A 15,282-nucleotide genomic window follows, 5' to 3' on the forward strand; every position below is an offset into this window, starting at 1 on the left:
ATATAACTTTTGTATAAAACTCTCTTGATTGGTAATAATCATTACTATTAAGGGGGTTTTATTTATGAGAAAATTATTAGGAATAGTATTAATTATAAATTTATTTACACTTACAGGATGTGTAGAAAATATAAAAAAAGTAGAATCAGACAGAGGAATAACTTATTCTTATGAAGATGTTAAGGACAAGCTAATAAGATTTCATGTGTTAGCTAATAGTAATAGTGATGAAGATCAAGCTTTAAAATTAAAAGTAAAAGATAATGTTATAAAATATATGGAGCCAATTTTAAAGAAATCTGAAAGCTTAGAAATGACTAGAGAGTTATTAAAAGAGAATAAAGATAAAGTACAAGCTATAGCAGAAAAAATAATAAAAGAAGAAGGTTATGATTATAAAGTTTCAATTGAACTTAAAAAAGAAAATTTCCCAGAAAAAATTTATGGGAATATAATTCTTCCTCAAGGAGAGTATGAAGCATTTAGAATATTAATAGGTGATTATAAAGGTGAAAATTGGTGGTGTGTTATGTTTCCACCATTATGTTTTACTGATGTAACTAAAGGTGAATTATCTTATGAAGAAACAGAAAAGACTATGGATAGTATGATAGATGGGAATGTAGCGTATGAAAAGGAAGAAGATGTAAAAGTTAAAGTTAAAATTTTTGAAGTAATAAAAGAATTGTTTTAAAATTCAAAAAATACTTGATAAAAAGTCTTAATAATCATAAACTTTAATTTGTAGCTTAAATAAAAAAGAAGTTAGGGATTTTTATTTATATATATAAATTAGGAGGAAAATTTATGACTAGAGCATTAGCAATGGTATCTGGTGGATTAGACAGTATACTAGCAGCAAAATTAATAAAAGATCAAGGTATTGAAGTTATAGGAGTTTGTTTTAGATCTTATTTCTTTAATGAAGAGAATGCGAGAAGAATGACAAAGCAAATAGATATTCCATTAGAAGTAGTTGATTTTTCAAATGAACACTTCCAAATGGTTAAAAATCCAAAGCATGGTTGGGGAAAAAATATGAATCCATGTATAGATTGTCACGCAATGATGATGAGATATTCAGGAGAATTATTAAAAAAATTTGATGCAGACTTTATAATAACTGGTGAAGTTTTAAATCAAAGACCAATGTCACAAAATAAACAAGCACTAGGAAAAGTAAAAGCTGAATCTGGATTTGCAGACAAAATCTTAAGACCTTTATGTGCACAAAACTTAGAAGAAACTGAAATGGAGAAAAGTGGTTTAGTAGATAGATCAAAATTACTTAAAATTTCAGGAAGAAGTAGAAAACCACAAATGGCTCTTGCAGAAGAATGGGGAATAAAAGATTATCCATCACCAGCAGGTGGATGTAGATTAACAGAACCAAACTTCTCATTAAGATTAAAAGAAACACTTCAAAGACAAGGTGATGCAACACCAAAAGAAATTGAGCTTTTAAGATATGGTAGACACTTTGTAAGTGAAGCTGGTAAGACTATTATAGTAACAAGAACAAAAGAAGAAGGAGATGCTATAAAAAGTCTTTTATCTAAAGAAGATACAGTAATGTATCCTGTAAGCCATAATGGAGCTATGGTTATAATTAGTGGAGATGCTAGTGAAGAAGATATTAAATTAGGAGCTAAAATTGCAGGTAGATATAGCAAAGGAAAAGATGAGGAAGCTGTAGAAGTATCATATGGTAAATTTGGATGTAAATTTGATGGTACATTATCTATTAAACCTGCAACTGATGAAGAGATAGAAAAATATATAGTTCAAATGAAGTAGGAGGTATTTTTATGGAAAAAGACGCAGTTATAAAAATATTAAGTAATGCTACTATGGAAAACAATGAACTTATTGAAGTTCTATCACCAGGAAAATTTATAATTACTGAAGATGAATTTGTTGCCAAATATAAGGAAACAGAAATATCAGGAATGGCTGGTACTAATACTACTTTAAGAGTAAATAAAGATTATGTAGTACTTGAAAGAGAAGGAAGTACAAGTACTAAAATGGATTTTAGAAAAGGTGAATCTACTGTATCTTTATATAATACTCCTTATGGTATGTTAGAGCTTACAATAAATACACATAAATTAAATATTGATGTTACAGAAAATGGTGGTAAAGTTTTTATCGAATATGATATGAAAGTTTTAGATCAAGCACCTTTTAAAACACAAATAAGTTTAGACATACAAACTAAATAAAAGAACATAATGCCTTAAAAGGAATTCCTTTTAAGGCATAATTTTTATATATTTTTATAAAAAACATAATTAGTTTTGCAATATAAATATTTATATTTTTAAATTAAATATAAAATATTTTTTTATAATAATGAACAAAGATATATAAGTATTGAATTAGTATAAAAGGAAATAGGTAAGATAATAATATGATTAAGTAAAAAAGGGCAAAAAAATAAAGCCTTATGCGAACAAAGTAAAAAAATACCAATAATATGAACAAAATAAGACTAGAAATTGAATTTTGATTGTGATAGTATAATATCTATGTTGTTAAGATTTGCACAAGCGCAAATAACCCCACAATTTATTTTTATGGGGTAATATCTATTATACAGAGTTAAAACGTGAATGTCAACAAAAAAGATGAAAATTAAGGGAGGATATAAAATGAAACAAACAAAATATGTATTCGTAACAGGTGGAGTAGTATCTGCATTAGGAAAAGGAATAACTGCAGCTTCATTAGGAAGATTATTAAAAAATAGAGGAGTTAAAGTTTCAATACAAAAATTTGACCCATATTTAAATGTAGATCCAGGAACTATGAGTCCATATCAACATGGGGAAGTATTCGTAACAGATGATGGAGCAGAAACAGACTTAGACCTAGGACATTATGAAAGATTTATAGATGAAAATTTAAGTCAAAATAGTAATATTACTACAGGAAGAATTTATTGGTCAGTAATCTCAAAAGAAAGAAGAGGAGAATATCTTGGAGGAACAGTTCAAGTTATACCTCACATAACAAATGCTATAAAAGAAAAAGTTTATAGAGTGTCAAAAGAAAGAGATGTAGATGTAGTTATTACAGAAATCGGGGGAACTGTTGGAGATATTGAATCACAACCATTCTTAGAAGCAATAAGACAAGTAAGAAGTGAAGTTGGAGGAGAAAATGTTTGTTTCATACACGTAACTTTAGTTCCTTTCTTAGGAAAAGCTGGAGAACTAAAAACTAAACCAACTCAACATTCAGTTAAAGAATTAAGAAGTATAGGTATCCAACCAGATATAATAGTTTGTAGATCAGAAAAAGAATTATCAGAAGATATAAAAAATAAAATAGGTTTATTCTGTAACATAGATGGAAAATCAGTTATTCAAAACTTAGATGCGGAACATTTATATGAAGTACCATTATTATTACATGATGAAGGATTAGATAATCTTGTATGCGAAAAATTACACTTAGGATGCAGAGATATAGATAATACTGAATGGATAAATATGGTTCAAAAAATAAAGAATTTAAAAGAAGAAGTTAACATAGCTTTAGTTGGGAAATATGTTGAATTACATGATGCTTATATTTCAGTAGTTGAAGCATTAAGTCACGGTGGATTAGATAATAACTCTAAAGTAAATATAAAATGGATTAATTCAGAAGAATTAGAAAATATGGATACTAATGAAGCATTAAAAGGAGTAGATGGTATATTGGTTCCAGGTGGATTTGGTGATAGAGGAGTAGAAGGTAAAATTGAAGCTATAAGATGGGCAAGAGAAAATAAAGTACCATTCTTAGGAATATGTTTAGGAATGCAATGTGCTGTTATAGAGTTTGCGAGAAATGTTTTAGGATTAGAAGGAGCTCACAGTTCAGAATTAAATCCAGAAACTAAATATCCAGTAATAGATTTAATGTCAGACCAAAAAGATATAGAAGATTTAGGTGGAACTATGAGATTAGGATTATATCCTTGTAGATTAGATGAAAATACTAAATCATATGAATTATACAAAGATGAAGTTATATACGAAAGACATAGACATAGATATGAGTTTAATAATGAATTCAGAACAAGAATAGAAGAAGCAGGAATGACAATAGCAGGAACAAGCCCAGATTCAAGACTTGTTGAAATAATAGAAATAAAAGATCATCCATGGTTTGTTGCAGCTCAATTCCATCCAGAATTAAAATCAAGACCAAATAGACCACATCCATTATTTGCAGGATTTATTAAAGCAGCTATGGAAAATAAGAATAAATAATAATAAAAAAGGATACTCTTTAAAATAGAGTATTCTTTTTTTATTTAAATATTTAATCTTGCAAAATTTTAAATCATAAAGGATAATATAATAAAAGTCTTGTAATTCTAATATTCTTAGTTAAAATTCCCAATTGATTATAAAATTACATATAAATATGGAGGTGTAGCTTTGTCAAAAGAATTATATTCAAGTATGACTTTAGTTAAGCTAAAAGAAATAGCTAAAGAGCTAGAAATAAAAAATATATCAAAGTTCAAAAAAGATGATTTAATAAATGAAATATTAAATCATAAAGAGAGTAAAATAGAAAATAAGATAAATGCTGTAGAAAATAAAATAAATAAAGATGGTGTTATATTACAAGAAAAAATATCACCAAAAACAAGAGAAAATAAACAAGTAGAAAATCAAAATTCAAATTATTCTAATAATAATTATTCAAATAGTAATTATGGAAATAATAGAAGTACAGAAACAGGTTTCTCATCAAATGTTCAAACTGTTTCAGGAATATTAGAGATACAAGAGAGTAATAGTTTTGGATTCTTAAGAGGAGAAAACTATTTAAGTAGTAGTGCAGATATATATGTTTCACCAGCACAAATAAGAAGATTTAATCTTTCTACTGGAGATAAACTTCAAGGTAAAGCTAGAGAAGCAAAAGAAGGAGAAAAATTTAAGGCATTAATTTATGTTGATACAGTAAATGATGAATCTCCAGAAAAAGCTATAAGAAGAACTAGATTTGAAAAATTAACGCCTATATATCCAAAAGAAAGAATAAGACTTGAGGGAAAAGATAATAATGAATTATCAACAAGACTTATGGATATTATTTGTCCAATAGGAAAGGGACAAAGAGGTCTTATTGTAGCACCTCCAAAGGCAGGTAAAACAACACTTTTAAAAACAATTGCTAGAAATATATCTATTAACTGTCCAGATATAAAAATAATAGTTCTTTTAATTGATGAAAGACCAGAGGAAGTTACTGATATGCAACGTTCAATAAATGGAGAAGTTATATATTCAACATTTGATGAAGAACCTCAAAATCATGCTAAAGTTTCACAAATGGTTCTTGAAAGAGGAAAAAGAATGGTTGAGCAAGGACAAGATGTAGTTATACTATTAGATAGTTTAACAAGACTTTCAAGAGCATATAACTTAACAATAACTCCAACAGGAAGAACACTTTCAGGTGGACTAGATCCAGGAGCTTTAATTATGCCAAAGAAATTCTTTGGAGCAGCTAGAAATATTGAAGAAGGTGGAAGCTTAACTATTCTTGCAACAGCTTTAGTTGATACAGGGTCAAGAATGGATGATATGATTTTCGAAGAATTTAAGGGGACAGGAAATATGGAAGTTCACTTAGATAGAAGACTTCAAGAAAGAAGAATATTCCCAGCTATAGATATTTATAAATCTGGAACAAGAAAAGAAGATTTATTATTATCAGAAGAAGAAAAAGAAGTTGCATACAACATTAGAAAAACAATGTATTCTGATGGAAATGGAGATAATGTAACTGAAAATCTTATAAAGATTTTATCAAAAACAAAAAATAATGATGATTTTATAAGAGTATTTGAAAAGATGACAAAATTATAAAAAATAAAGTGATACAGAGTTTAAATTCTGTATCACTTTATTAGCTTTTCAGATAAATCTATTATCTTTTCAATAGAATAAGTATCTGATAGAGCTTTTATTCTAAACTTTATTTCAGAAAGCTTACTAGGATTTTCTATTAAATCATTAATAAGAGTATTTATATCTGAAATTTTATCTACACTAAGAGCTAAGCCATTAGAAGTTAAAAATTCTGTATTTTCGCTTTCTTGACCAGGAATAGAGAATGGAATTATTAATGGTAAATTTTTTGCTACTGATTCAGTAACAGTAAGTCCACCTGGTTTTGAAATTAAAACATCAGAATACTCCATAAATGAAGCTATATCATTTGAGAAGCCTAATATATGAAGTTTTTTATCTTTATAATTTTCACTTAGATGATGATCTAAGTTCTTCTTAAGTTCTTTATTATTTCCACATATTACAGTTATCCTAAGTTTATTTGGATTTTTTAAAAGTTCTTCTAATACAAAAGAAATATTTCTTAATCCCATACTGCCACTCATTAATAGGACGTTGAAATAACCATCTTGTTTAATATCATCTATATTAGGGTCTCTTAAGAAGAAATCTTCCTTTATAGGAATACCAAGAGGGTATATTTTATCTTCATTTATTCCTTTTTTTATGAGCCAATTCTTAGTAAATTTGCTTCCAGTTATATAAAGGTCAGTAGATTTGCTAACATATGTATAATGTGCCTTAAAATCAGTTACTATTGATATAAATGGAACTTTAACTCCCATTCTTTTTAGTCCTGAAATTAAACAAATACTAAGAGGATGTGTTGTAACAATTAAATCAGGATTTTCCTCTTTTATCATATTAAAAACTCTTTTTCTAACAAGATAAAATGGAATAGTTGATAATGTATTAATTGTAGGATTATTAGTTAATTTATAAAATAATCCATACATTCCAGGAAAATTCATAGCAGAAACTTCATAGGACCCAACAAATAATGCTAGTAGAAGATTACTACTTCCTTCTAAAAAGTCACGTCTAGATGTTTCAAATCCTCTCTTTTTAAAGGCAACACTTAATGAATCAGCAGCTTGGTTATGACCTTGTCCAGTTGAAGCTGATAAAATTAAAACCTTTTTCATTAAATTCACTCTCTTTATTTAAAATTGATAAATATAGTCTAACATTTATTTTTACTAAATAAAATACAATTTTTTATAAGAAAAATGGGAAAGACGATGTCTTTCCCCTAAATTTCTATTTGTTAAGGTTGAATCTTTTGTTGAATTTATCAACTCTTCCACCAACGTCAACAATTTTTTGCTTACCAGTGAAGAATGGGTGGCATTTAGAACATATTTCAACTTTTAACTCTTCTTTAACAGAACCAGTTGTAAAAGTGTTTCCACATGCACACTTAACCACAGCATCGTGATGGTATTCTGGATGTATGCCTTGTTTCATTTATTTCACCTCTTTATAAAAAATTTTATTTTTCAAATAACTACTAGAGTATAACATATGTATATAGGGCAGTCAACAAGTGCTATTTGGAAAAATGTCTTTTTATAAATTTATATAAATGATATAATCAATTATAAAAGTTTAAAGAAGAGGGAGAGATAAAAAATTGAGCAAATTATACTTTAGATATGGGGCTATGAACTCAGGAAAATCAACACACTTAATGCAAGTTGCACATAATTACGAAGAAAGAGGAATGAGAGTAGTCTTACTAAAGCCTTTTACTGATAAAAAAGGTGGAAATAATTTAGTTTCAAGATTAGGAGTAATAAGAGAAGTTGATTATTTAATTGAAGAGAAAGATAATATAGTAGAAATTATAGAAAAAGATGTAGAACAAAAAGGGAAACTTAACTGCATTTTAGTAGATGAAGTACAATTCTTAAAGAGCTATCAAATAGATGAATTATTTAAAATAGCAGTTAAAAATGGAATTCCTATAATTTGCTATGGACTTAGAACAGATTTTAAAATGAATGGTTTTGAAGGTAGTGAGAGACTATTATTAATAGCACATAGTATAGAAGAAATGAAAACTATATGTAAATGTGGAAATAAAGCAATAGTTAATGCAAGAAAAATAAATGGAAAGTTTGTTTTTGAAGGAGAGCAAGTAGCTATTGATAATACAGATGATATTCAATATGAATCTTTATGTGGGGAATGCTTTTTTAGATTTAAAGAAAATAAATAAATTTTTGGAGGGTATTGAATGAAGAGAAGTGATGTTGGTGGGCAAGCGGTTATAGAAGGAGTTATGATGCGAGGCTCTAAAGGAATCGCAACAGCTGTTAGAACCGAAAAAGGTAAAATTGAAATTGATATGCAAAGAACTATTCCTGTTACTAAAAAACATAAATATTTAAATATACCATTTATAAGAGGAGTATTTGTACTTGTTGATTCTCTTAGACAAGGAATAAAAGCTTTAAATTATTCTTCTAGTTTTTTTGAAGATTGTGAAGAGTCTAAATTTGAAGATTTTCTTAGAAGAAAGTTAGGGGAAAAAGCAAATGATGCAATAATATACTTCACAATAGGATTATCACTTGTATTATCAGCAATTATATTTTTAGCTATTCCAACAGCAATAGCATCTTTATTTAAATATTTTGGCTTAGGAGATATAGGCTTAAATATAATAGAAGCTATTATTAGAATTAGTATACTTATATTATATATGTATGGAATAAGTAAATTAGATGATATATATAGATTATTTCAATATCATGGAGCTGAACATAAGACAATATTTTGTTATGAAGCAGGAGAAAAGTTAACTGTTGAAAATGTAAGAAAATATTCAAGATTTCATCCAAGATGCGGAACTAATTTCTTATTTTTAGTTATGCTTGTCAGTATACTTCTTTTTACTTTTACAGGATGGGGTGGATTTTTCGAGAGGCTAATTTTAAGAATATTACTTATTCCATTGGTATCAGGAATAAGTTACGAAATAATAAGATGGCTAGGAAAAAATAATAGCAAATTAGCAAAGATTATATCTGCACCAGGATTAAAACTTCAAAATTTAACAACTAGAGAACCAGATGATAGCCAATTAGAGGTTGCTATAGCCGCATTAAAAACAGCAGAAGGAATACCGGAGGATAAAAAAATGATTCTGGATTTAATAAACTTAGGAACTAAAAAATTAGAAGAAAATAAAATTGAAACACCAAGATTAGATGCTACACTTCTTTTAGGAAAAGTCATAAATAAAGATAGACTATATATGTTAACTAATGGCAATGAAGAAGTTAGTTTAGAAGATGAAAAAGAGTATTTTTCATTAATTGAGGAAAGAATGAAAAATAAACCAATAAAATATATTTTAGGAACTTGTGAGTTTATGGGATTAGACTTAAATGTAAGAGAGGGAGTTTTAATTCCAAGAGGGGACACAGAAGTGTTAGTAGAGAGAGTCTTAAAAGAGATAAAAGAAGATGACCAAATAAAAATTTGTGATCTATGTTGTGGAAGTGGAGCAATTGGAATAGCATTAGCTCATTTTAGGAAGAATATAACTGTTGATTCAATAGATTATTTTCCTATACCAGAAGAGGTTACAAAGGAAAATATAATGAAGCATGGTTTAGAAGAAAGAGTTAATTTTATTAAGAGTAATTTATTAGATAAAATAATAGAAGATTCTAAGAAATATAAAATAATAGTATCTAATCCTCCTTATATAAAGGAAGAAGATATAAAAGAATTAATGAATGATGTAAAAGAATATGAACCTTATACTGCTTTAAATGGTGGAGCTGATGGACTAGTATTTTATAGAAATATAGTTGAACATAGTGTAGAGGCTTTAGAAGAAAATGGAGTATTAGCTTTTGAAATTGGATTTGACCAAGGTGATGATGTTAAAGGATTAATGGAGAAGGCAGGCTATAAAGAGATAGAGGTTATTAAAGATTTAGCAGGGCTTGATAGAGTGGTTATTGGAAGGTATATTGTTGAAAATGAGAGAAAGACTATGATATAATTATAGAATATGAAAAAATTTAGTACGGAGTGAGATAATATGTTATTAGATAAATTAGCATTTACAGAAAATAAATATGACGAACTTTCAGTAAAAATCAGTGATCCATCTATAATGGCAAATCAAGCTGAATGGAGAAAGTTATGTAAAGAACATGCTGAACTAGAAATACTAGTTGGTGTTTATAGAGATTACAAAACTACTTTAGAAGATTTAGAAGCTAATAAAATGATGTTAGAAGAAGAATCAGATAAAGAAATGAGAGAAATGCTTCATGAAGAAATCAATGATTTAACTGAAAAAAGAGACAGATTAGAACATGAAATTCAAATTCTTTTATTACCAAAAGATCCTAATGATGATAAAAACGTATTTGTTGAAATAAGAGCTGGTGCTGGTGGAGATGAAGCAGCTTTATTCGCAGCTAATCTTTTCAGAATGTATACAAGATATGCAGAAAGCAACAGATGGGCAGTTGAGCTAATGGATGCAAATGAAACTGGAATTGGTGGATTTAAAGAAGTTGTATTCATGATAAAAGGTCAAGGAGCTTATTCAAAACTTAAATATGAAAGTGGAGTACATAGAGTACAAAGAGTTCCTGATACAGAATCAAGTGGTAGAATTCATACTTCAACAGCTACAGTTGCTGTATTACCAGAGGTTGATGATGTAGAAGTTGAAATCAATGAAAAAGATATTAAATTTGATGTATTTAGAGCATCAGGTAATGGAGGACAATGTGTAAATACAACTGACTCAGCAGTTAGACTTACTCACCTTCCAACAGGAATAGTTATTTCATGTCAAGATGAAAAATCACAGCTTAAAAACAAAGAAAAAGCTATGAAAGTTTTAAGAGCTAGATTATATGAATTAGCTGAAGAAGAAAGAAGAGCAGGAATTGCTGAAGATAGAAAATCACAAGTTGGTACTGGAGATAGAAGTGAAAGAATAAGAACTTATAACTATCCACAAGGAAGAATAACAGACCACAGAATTGGTTTAACATTATATAAATTAGATACTTTCTTAAATGGAGATATCGAAGAAGTAATAAATGCACTTATTACTGCTGATCAAGCAGAAAAAATGAAATTGATGGGTAATACTGCTAATTAATTTTTAAATAATTGAAAATTTTCTATAAGGTGAATGAACAATAATGAAACAAAAAATTAATGTTTAATTATTGTTTTTATTCACCTTTAGATTTATCTATTAGAAGTACTTAAGGGAGAGGGCTCTTGTATGGATATAAATAAGGCATTAAGAGTAGAGAAGAAGAAAAATATAAGATTTTATATTTACATGTGTATTTTAGCTATAATAATACCTGGGGCATTATGGGCTACAAGTATTATAAATGGCTTTTTTATAGGTTATGCAATAATTATGGAATTATTAATAATATTAGTAATTCTAAAAAGAATAGATAGCTTCAAATTAGAATATAAATATTTGAATAATAAACTAACATTTAAAACTGGTTTATTTAATAAGAAGAATCTTATTTTATGTGATCAAGTAGCTTTAATTCATACAGAAGGTATAGAAGAAGATATGAAGGTTATAGTAATAAGTACAGTAAAATTTAGAAATTCTAGATTTAAACCAGTAGTTGAGGGACTTTTAAGAAAATATCCTAAAATGAGTGATGAATATAAAAAGATTAAGAATGTGAATCCTGATAAAGTTTTTTATTATCTTATATTAAAAAAAGGTGGATTAAAAAAATATACAATGTTAGGAGATTTATTTACATATTGTGCTAGATCAAGTTACACAGATGAGGCTATACAAAATATAAAAATATCAAGAGGATATACTATAGATTAAGAAGGAAGGGCATTAACATGGAAACAAAGGTCTATGTTTTAGATGGAAAAGAAGATAGTAAGTTTATAAAAGAAGCAGCAGAATGTATAAAAAAAGATGGAATAGTAGCATTTCCTACAGAAACAGTATATGGACTAGGTGCAAATGCACTAAAAGCAGAGTGTGTAAAGAAAATATTTGAAGCTAAGGGAAGACCTCAAGATAATCCTTTAATAATACATGTAGCATCAAAAGAAATTGATAAGTATGTTAAAAATGTTCCAGAAGTAGCTAAAAAATTAATGGAAAAATTTTGGCCAGGTCCACTTACTTTAATATTAGAAAAAAGAGATATTGTACCAATGCAAACAAGTGCAAATTTAAATACAATAGGAATAAGAATGCCAAATAATAAAGTTGCATTAGAACTTATAAAAGAATCAGGAGTTCCTATAGCAGCACCATCTGCTAATATAAGTGGAAGACCAAGTCCAACAACTATAGATGTATGTGTTGAAGATTTAAAAGGAAAAGTTGATTACATTATAGGTGGGGAAAAATGTGATGTTGGTTTAGAATCAACAATAGTTGATTGTACAGTTGAGCCACCATTAGTTTTAAGACCAGGTGGAATTACTTTAGAAATGCTTAGGACTATTAGAGAAGATATAGAAATAGATAAAGGTTTATTAAGAAATGATAGTGATTTTAAACCAAAAGCACCAGGAATGAAGTATAGACACTATGCACCAAACGCTAAATTAAAAATAATTCTTGGAAATCGAGAAAAAACTATTGAAAAAATAAACGAAATGGTACACAATTATATAGATGCTGGAGAGAAGGTTGGAATTTTAGCAACAGAAGAATCAAAAGACAGCTATAAGTTAGGAGAAAAGATAGTAATAGGAAGTTATAAGAGATTAGACGAAGTTGCAAGCAATCTTTTTGAAGCTCTTAGACAATTCAATGAACTTGGAGTTGATATTATATTAGCAGAGGGATTTGAAGAAAAAGGACTTGGTATTGCTATTATGAATAGACTTAATAAAGCAGCAGGATATGATATTATAACAGTATAATTTTGGAGGTTTTTATGAATATTCTCTTTGTTTGCACTGTAAATACTTGTAGAAGTGTTATGGCAGAAGCAATATTTAATAAAATAGAATCTGAAAATTTAATAATTGCAAAATCAGCAGGAATATCAATAATTAGAGGTAGTGTTGTTACAGAAAATGCTGCTATGGAAATTTTAAATGATCTACATATTGATATAAGAGGTAGGGAAGCTATTTCTATTAATGAAGATAAATTAAGAGATTCTGATTTAGTTTTAACTATGACTAATTATTCAAAAGAATTTATAAAAGAGAATTTTCCAAAATATAAAGAAAAAATATTTTCAATATGCGAATATGCTGGCGTAAGTGGTGAAATTTTAGACCCTTATGGTAGCTCAGTTAGTGTTTATGAAAAAATATATAGAAAACTAAAGGGATTAATGCCTATTGTTTTAGATAAAATAAAGGAAGAAGGAAGAGCATAAATTTTATTTATGTTCTACTACTTTCTTTTTTTATAGATTAAAGTAAATTTGGAGGTAAAGTTATGAAAATTGCATTAGGTTCAGATCATGGCGGATTTGAATTAAAAAATGAAATAATTAAGCATCTAAAAGAAAAAGGACATGAAATTAAGGATTTTGGTCCTATGACAAATGATTCATGTGATTATCCAGACTATGCACTTCCAGTAGCAGAAGCAGTAGCTAATAAAGAATTTGAAATAGGAATATTAGTATGTGGTACAGGAATTGGAATAAGCATTTCAGCTAATAAAGTACCAGGAGTAAGAGCAGCTTTATGTTCAGATACATTTAGTGCTCATGCAACAAGACAACATAATAATGCTAATATTCTTGCTATGGGACAAAGAGTAGTTGGACCTGGATTAGCATTAGATATAGTTGATACTTTTATCAATTCAGAATTTGAAGGTGGAAGACACCAAAAAAGAATTGATAAAATTTCAAAAATAGAAGAAAAATACAATAAATAGTTTTTTGGAGGAATTAAATTATGAGTAAAGTAACAGAAATTAATCATCCGCTAATTCTACACAAATTAGCATTTATAAGAAATAAAGAAACTGGGTCAAAAGATTTCAGACAATTAGTTTCAGAAGTAGCAATGTTAATGGCTTATGAAGTTACTAGAGATTTACCAACAGAAAATGTACAAATTGAAACACCAATATGTACTGCTACATGTAAAATGCTTGCAGGTAAAAAACTTGCTGTAGTTCCAATTTTAAGAGCAGGTCTTGGAATGGTTGATGGTATATTAAATCTTATACCAGCAGCTAAAGTAGGGCATGTAGGATTATATAGAGATGAAGAAACTTTACAACCAGTAGAGTATTTCTGTAAATTACCACAAGATATAGCTGAAAGAGAAGTTATTGTTGTTGATCCAATGCTTGCAACTGGAGGTTCAGCTGCTGATGCATTAACAATGCTTAAAAATAGAGGAGCTAAATACTTAAAACTTATGTGTTTAATATCTTCACCAGAAGGAATAAAAATGGTTAAAGAAGCACATCCAGATGTAGATATATTTGTAGCTCAAATTGATGAAAAATTAAATGAGCATGGATATATAGTACCTGGACTTGGAGATGCAGGAGATAGATTATTTGGAACTAAATAATTAATTAAAGATAATTTTAAAAGCTGTAAGAATCTAAAATATTTAGAATCTTACAGCTTTTATTTACATAAAATTAATTATTTAGTTACTAAATGTAAATAAAATTCATAAAATATATAGCGTATAATAGAAAGAAATATATTAAAACTATGTTTAAATATAATTATTAATTTCGTAACAACTTTATATTAATAAGAAAATTTATGTAAAAAAATCACATAATATTTTTGGTTCATAAGTTGGTATCAAAATATAGTTTAGGGGGCGATTCTATGTTATATGGATATATCAGAATTAATGAAGAAAAAGGGCAACTATTAGAAAAAATAAATATTTTAGAAAAAGAAAAATGCGATAAAATACTTTATGATTCTTCTAGTACATACTCAAATAAACGACCAAATTTAAGAAATTTATTATCATTAATAGGAGAAGGAGATACTGTTGTAGTTGAAAGTTTAATAAATTTTTCTAGAGAGATAATAGATTGTGGAAATATAGTTGAGGAAATACTTAAAAAAGGTGGAAGTATAAAAGTACTAGATTTAGGAGTTATTGATAATAAAATAGAAAATAAAAAAATAATAGATACATTTAGATGTATGGTTCAATTTAAAAAAGATTCTTTAATTGAAAATGCTGCAATAGGAAAAATTATAGCTAAGAAAAATAAAGACTTTAAAGATGGGAGACCAAAAAAGTATACAAGAAAGCAGTTGGATCATGCATTGAGTTTATTAGCAGTAAATGGTGGAGCTTTAAGTTATAATGAGGTAAGTCAAATAACCAAAATAAGTAAAAGTACTTTAATTAGAGAAGTAAAGAAAAATAGATAGAAATCTAGGAGTTTATTTTAACTCTTAGA

The 15,282-nt window shown here is 27.8% G+C and carries 16 protein-coding genes; 14 read left to right on the forward strand and 2 right to left on the reverse strand.

Translation table 11 applies throughout. From position 1 onward, the window contains the following. The first annotated feature begins 64 nt into the window (after window positions 1–64). The 5 genes from spoIIR to rho all read left to right on the forward strand — a co-directional run bounded on the left by spoIIR (window position 65) and on the right by rho (window position 5,882). The gene (gene spoIIR / locus CLTHE_RS03920) at window positions 65–694 is read left to right on the forward strand and encodes a stage II sporulation protein R (RefSeq protein WP_080022086.1); all 630 of its coding nucleotides are present in this window, start codon (window positions 65–67) and stop codon (window positions 692–694) included. A 113-nt stretch (window positions 695–807) separates the two neighbouring features. Then, entirely contained in the window at window positions 808–1,797 is a 990-nt protein-coding gene (locus tag CLTHE_RS03925; RefSeq protein WP_002598688.1) for a DUF814 domain-containing protein, read from the forward strand. An 11-nt stretch (window positions 1,798–1,808) separates the two neighbouring features. After that, window positions 1,809–2,225 (forward strand): YwiB family protein, encoded by a 417-nt coding sequence (locus CLTHE_RS03930; protein ID WP_002598687.1) that lies wholly within the window; start codon window positions 1,809–1,811, stop codon window positions 2,223–2,225. Between the two features lie 429 nt (window positions 2,226–2,654). Beyond that, window positions 2,655–4,265, forward strand: coding sequence for a CTP synthase (locus CLTHE_RS03935; protein ID WP_002598686.1), 1,611 nt, complete (start codon window positions 2,655–2,657; stop codon window positions 4,263–4,265). Between the two features lie 195 nt (window positions 4,266–4,460). Next, window positions 4,461–5,882 (forward strand): transcription termination factor Rho, encoded by a 1,422-nt coding sequence (gene rho / locus CLTHE_RS03940; RefSeq protein ID WP_423237259.1) that lies wholly within the window; start codon window positions 4,461–4,463, stop codon window positions 5,880–5,882. Window positions 5,883–5,914: 32 nt separating this feature from the next. Here the strand turns inward: rho and CLTHE_RS03945 are convergent, their stop codons facing one another. Beyond that, on the reverse strand, window positions 5,915–7,012 hold the full coding sequence (locus CLTHE_RS03945) for an MGDG synthase family glycosyltransferase (protein WP_080022088.1): 1,098 nt from the start codon (window positions 7,010–7,012) through the stop codon (window positions 5,915–5,917). Between the two features lie 115 nt (window positions 7,013–7,127). Beyond that, on the reverse strand, window positions 7,128–7,334 hold the full coding sequence (gene rpmE / locus CLTHE_RS03950) for a 50S ribosomal protein L31 (protein ID WP_002598683.1): 207 nt from the start codon (window positions 7,332–7,334) through the stop codon (window positions 7,128–7,130). Window positions 7,335–7,500: 166 nt separating this feature from the next. On the opposite strand from rpmE, the gene CLTHE_RS03955 reads away from it, so the two are divergent. The 9 genes from CLTHE_RS03955 to CLTHE_RS03995 all read left to right on the forward strand — a co-directional run bounded on the left by CLTHE_RS03955 (window position 7,501) and on the right by CLTHE_RS03995 (window position 15,253). Then, on the forward strand, window positions 7,501–8,088 hold the full coding sequence (locus CLTHE_RS03955) for a thymidine kinase (RefSeq protein ID WP_080022089.1): 588 nt from the start codon (window positions 7,501–7,503) through the stop codon (window positions 8,086–8,088). An 18-nt stretch (window positions 8,089–8,106) separates the two neighbouring features. Continuing rightward, the gene (gene prmC / locus CLTHE_RS03960) at window positions 8,107–9,888 is read left to right on the forward strand and encodes a peptide chain release factor N(5)-glutamine methyltransferase (RefSeq protein WP_080022090.1); all 1,782 of its coding nucleotides are present in this window, start codon (window positions 8,107–8,109) and stop codon (window positions 9,886–9,888) included. Window positions 9,889–9,927: 39 nt separating this feature from the next. Further along, complete coding sequence (prfA, locus tag CLTHE_RS03965; RefSeq protein ID WP_080022091.1) at window positions 9,928–11,010, forward strand: peptide chain release factor 1; 1,083 nt, start codon at window positions 9,928–9,930, stop codon at window positions 11,008–11,010. Window positions 11,011–11,139: 129 nt separating this feature from the next. Further along, window positions 11,140–11,727 (forward strand): hypothetical protein, encoded by a 588-nt coding sequence (locus CLTHE_RS03970; RefSeq protein ID WP_080022092.1) that lies wholly within the window; start codon window positions 11,140–11,142, stop codon window positions 11,725–11,727. 17 nt (window positions 11,728–11,744) lie between these two features. Continuing rightward, entirely contained in the window at window positions 11,745–12,788 is a 1,044-nt protein-coding gene (locus CLTHE_RS03975) for an L-threonylcarbamoyladenylate synthase (RefSeq protein WP_080022093.1), read from the forward strand. 14 nt (window positions 12,789–12,802) lie between these two features. Continuing rightward, entirely contained in the window at window positions 12,803–13,255 is a 453-nt protein-coding gene (locus CLTHE_RS03980) for a low molecular weight protein arginine phosphatase (protein WP_080022094.1), read from the forward strand. Window positions 13,256–13,317: 62 nt separating this feature from the next. Beyond that, the gene (gene rpiB / locus CLTHE_RS03985) at window positions 13,318–13,767 is read left to right on the forward strand and encodes a ribose 5-phosphate isomerase B (protein ID WP_080022095.1); all 450 of its coding nucleotides are present in this window, start codon (window positions 13,318–13,320) and stop codon (window positions 13,765–13,767) included. 20 nt (window positions 13,768–13,787) lie between these two features. Beyond that, a complete protein-coding gene (upp, locus tag CLTHE_RS03990; protein WP_080022096.1) occupies window positions 13,788–14,417 on the forward strand; it encodes a uracil phosphoribosyltransferase in 630 nt (209 codons plus the stop codon). Window positions 14,418–14,689: 272 nt separating this feature from the next. Further along, window positions 14,690–15,253, forward strand: coding sequence for a recombinase family protein (locus tag CLTHE_RS03995; protein ID WP_080022097.1), 564 nt, complete (start codon window positions 14,690–14,692; stop codon window positions 15,251–15,253). The last annotated feature ends 29 nt before the right edge of the window (window positions 15,254–15,282 follow it).

Source organism: Clostridium thermobutyricum DSM 4928, from assembly GCF_002050515.1.
Taxonomy (GTDB): Bacteria; Bacillota; Clostridia; order Clostridiales; family Clostridiaceae; genus Clostridium; species Clostridium thermobutyricum.